This is a genomic window from Parvibaculum sp., from assembly GCF_035511255.1.
In the GTDB taxonomy this organism is placed as follows: domain Bacteria; phylum Pseudomonadota; class Alphaproteobacteria; order Parvibaculales; family Parvibaculaceae; genus Parvibaculum.
Genome location: NZ_DATKFR010000511.1, coordinates 1 through 1,595 on the forward strand (window position 1 = coordinate 1; position 1,595 = coordinate 1,595).

The following is a 1,595-nucleotide window of genomic DNA, read 5'->3' on the forward strand; positions in this document are numbered from 1 at the left end:
ATGGCTTCAAGGGCGCGAAGTCGATCGTGCGTATCCGTTTCGTCAGCGATCAGCCGGCGACGGCGTGGAACACCGCAAACCCGAGCGAGTATGGCTTCTATTCGAACGTCAATCCGAATGTCGATCACCCGCGCTGGACGCAGGCCAAGGAGCGCCGCATCGGCGATTTCCTCCGCCGCCCGACGCTGATGTTCAACGGCTATGGCGAGCAGGTGGCCAGCCTTTACAAGGGCATGGACCTCAAGACCTATTTCTGACCATGACTGAGCGAAACCGCCGCGTCCTTTGGTTCGTCGTCTTCATCGGCTGTCTCCTGCCGGCGGCGGACCTCGTCTATCGCGCCTTCATCGGTGATCTCGGCTCCGATCCCGTCGAAACGCTGATCCGCACTACGGGCGATTGGGCGATTAAATTGCTTGTCGCAGGTCTGCTTCTGACACCGCTGGCGCGGATCCTGAAAAATCCGCTGCCCATCCGCTTTCGCCGCATGATCGGGCTCTATGCGTTCTTCTACGTCTGCATCCACCTGTCGCTTTATCTCGGCCTCGATCAGGGCCTCGATATTTCGGCGATCGTCAAGGACGTGCTGAAGCGCCCCTACATCACCTTCGGCATGATGGCGTTTCTGCTGCTGGTGCCGCTGGCGATCACGTCGACCAAAAAGATGGTCGCTCGTCTCGGCCCGAAGAAATGGCGGCAGCTTCACCGCGCGGTCTATGTCGCGGCGAGCTTCGGCGTCGTGCACTATTATCTCTTGGTGAAACTCGACATCACCTGGCCGCTGATCTACGGCACAATCCTCGCGGCGGCGCTGCTGTGGCGCGTTTGGCAGACTCTGCCGCGCCTCGCGAGGTCACAGGCGAAAGCCGCACGGACGCGCGCCTGACCGCTCACTCCGCTGCGTCTTCCGCTTCCTTCGCCAACAACTTGTCGAACATGCGGATGAGGGCGGGGGTCTCCTGCGCGCCGACGATGACCCATTTCGCGTTGATGACGAAACTTGGCACACCCTGAATACCCATCTCACGGGCTGCCGCATCCTCGCGTCGGATGAGATCCCTGTCGGCGCCGCGGATCAGGAGATCGGCGACGATGTCGGTGTCCATTCCTGCTTCGGCGGCGGCATCAACGAGAACGTCGTGATTTCCGATATCTTCCGCGTCGGTGAAATACCGGCGGAAGAGAATGTCGACCATCTCGTTCTGGCAACCCGCCGTGCCCGCCCAGCGGATCAGGCGATGGCTGTCGAGCGTATTCGGCGCCTTTTCGATCTTGTCGAAATTGAAGACGATGCCGAGGGCCTCGCCATATTCCTTGATCGAATTGCCGACGGCTCTGGCGCGGTCCGGGTCAGAGCCGAACTTCTTCTGCATATAGGCCTTTCGATCGACGCCGCCTTCAGGAATCGAGGCGTCGAGCTGATAGGGCCGCCAGCGCAACGTAATCCCGTCGGAACCCCGGATGGCCAGAGCCTCGTCCAGTCGCTTCTTGCCGATATAGCACCAGGGGCAAACCGTATCGGATACGACGTCGAGCTGCATGGGCTTATCCTCCGCTCTGCATTCTTGTTGGCCCGATTATGCGCCCACCTATCG

At 60.6% G+C, this 1,595-nt stretch carries 2 protein-coding genes and 1 pseudogene; 2 read left to right on the forward strand and 1 reads right to left on the reverse strand.

Annotated features, from left to right (window positions below; all coding sequences use genetic code 11):
- Both VMR03_RS18905 and VMR03_RS18910 read left to right on the forward strand, forming a co-directional pair.
- Positions 1-257 (forward strand): annotated as a pseudogene (locus VMR03_RS18905) (mononuclear molybdenum enzyme YedY); the annotation flags it as partial.
- Positions 258-259: 2 nt separating this feature from the next.
- Positions 260-886, forward strand: a complete 627-nt coding sequence (locus tag VMR03_RS18910; RefSeq protein ID WP_325408025.1) for a protein-methionine-sulfoxide reductase heme-binding subunit MsrQ — start codon at positions 260-262, stop codon at positions 884-886.
- 4 nt (positions 887-890) lie between these two features.
- Here the strand turns inward: VMR03_RS18910 and VMR03_RS18915 are convergent, their stop codons facing one another.
- Complete coding sequence (locus VMR03_RS18915; RefSeq protein ID WP_325408027.1) at positions 891-1,541, reverse strand: DsbA family oxidoreductase; 651 nt, start codon at positions 1,539-1,541, stop codon at positions 891-893.
- Positions 1,542-1,595 lie beyond the last annotated feature (54 nt).

Bases quoted from the DNA above. Each gene is read 5' to 3' on its own strand.
- VMR03_RS18915 (WP_325408027.1), bottom strand. From the start codon at position 1,541: ATGCAGCTCGACGTCGTATCCGATACGGTTTGCCCCTGGTGCTATATC.
- VMR03_RS18910 (WP_325408025.1), top strand. From the start codon at position 260: ATGACTGAGCGAAACCGCCGCGTCCTTTGGTTCGTCGTCTTCATCGGC.